The sequence below is a fragment of the Micromonospora sp. LOL_023 genome, from assembly GCF_048060115.1.
Lineage (GTDB): Bacteria > Actinomycetota > Actinomycetes > Mycobacteriales > Micromonosporaceae > Micromonospora_E.
The window spans coordinates 1-1,494 of record NZ_JBHMIM010000158.1; the positions used below are offsets into that span (position 1 = coordinate 1).

Sequence of the window (1,494 nt, forward strand, 5' to 3'; positions counted from 1 at the left end):
TGCGGCAGGCACCGAGACAACCGACAGCGCGAGGGCCGGACCCCCACCCCCTGGGGTCCGGCCCTCGACGCGTGCTCGACGCGTGCTCCGCCGTCGATCTCCATGGCAGTTACGATCGGCGGATGGCATTGCTGCACCGGGCAGAGCTGCGGCCGACGAAACTCGAGCTGTTGGCGGCCTGGCTCCCAGGTCGGGACTGGTATCAAGATCCGGGCGCAGGCGAGTTGACCCGCGTCGCCGCGTACCGGTTCGACGACCCGGCGGGGCAGGTCGGCATCGAGACGTTCCTGGTCCGGCCGGGTGACGGGCCCGTGTACCAGGTGCCGCTGACCTACCGGGGAGCTCCGTTGGTCGGTGCGGAGCAGTGGCTGATCGACACCGTCGAACATTCGGTACTCGGCCGGCGGTGGGTGTACGACGGCTGCGGCGACCCGGTCTACGTCGCCGCCCTGGCCAGCGCCATCGTTGCGGACACCGGTCAGGCGACGGAGTTCATCGAGGTCGACGGCGAGTTGGTGGGCCGCGCGCCCAGCATGGAGATCACCAGCACCGGTACGGCTGGCGTCGATGTTCCTGTCATTGGCACCATCCGGCGGGTGATCTCCGGCGATCGGACGGTGATCGGCACAGACACGGTCGAGCTGACAGTGCTGCGCCGCCTCGGCACCGCCCAGCTGACCGGTGACGCGGTGCTGACCGGTGCCTGGGCCGGCCAGCCCGATCCGATTCCGCTGGCCCACGCCACGTCGACCACCCGCATTCTGCCCGCAGCCTCAACCGGGCAGTGACCGACAGGCGGCGGCGAGCACCTCCGGGTCGGTGCAGCCGGCCGCGTAGCCGGCGATGCGGCGGCGGATGTCGCGGCGCAGCAGCCACCGCCCGACCCGGTCGGCGATGGGGCGCAGCAGCCCCGGGCGGCAGCGGAAGCTGTACCGCCAGGTCGCGACCGTGTGACCGGGCTCGGCGGCGGGGGTGAACCGCCAGCCACCGGCGAACATTTCGAAGAACCACGGCCCGCGCACCATCTTCATGCCGACGTTGGTCGGTGGGGCGTAGGAGACGTACTCGCTGACCATCGTCAGCCCGTGCCGGGACCGGGTGAACGTGCGTACGCCCTTGCCTGGGCGGGTGGCACCGTCGACGAAGTGCTGCGCCCGGATGAACGGGTCCCAACGGTGCCGAACCGGCGTGGTGGTCTGGGACACGGCAAAGGCGAGATCCGGTGGTACGGGGACCGTGGTCACCGCCTCGACGACAGGCATCAGCCCATCTTGCGCCACCCGAGCCAGAACCGGATACGGGGACATGATGCTGCGGATGGGGTCGACGCCTAGGTACTCGCCGCCAGCCACGAGGTCATCGCAGTGGTACGCGACCCGGCCCGGATCTCTGGAATGACCCGGGGGCCGGGGTCGTTACACATGGTCGAGCCACCCACCCCGACACCCCGGCACCCGCTGTTCCTCGGCGATCTTGCGCTTATCGAGAAGATTT

General features: G+C 70.0%; 2 protein-coding genes. One reads left to right on the plus strand and one right to left on the minus strand.

Annotated elements, in window-relative coordinates:
• Window positions 1–122: 122 nt before the first annotated feature.
• Entirely contained in the window at window positions 123–788 is a 666-nt protein-coding gene (locus ACFHVL_RS31235) for a CG0192-related protein (RefSeq protein ID WP_416632219.1), read from the plus strand.
• Here ACFHVL_RS31235 and ACFHVL_RS31240 read toward each other — a convergent pair.
• On the minus strand, window positions 774–1,262 hold the full coding sequence (locus ACFHVL_RS31240; protein WP_416632220.1) for an SRPBCC family protein: 489 nt from the start codon (window positions 1,260–1,262) through the stop codon (window positions 774–776). The genes ACFHVL_RS31235 and ACFHVL_RS31240 overlap by 15 nt on opposite strands.
• Between the last annotated feature and the right edge of the window lie 232 nt (window positions 1,263–1,494).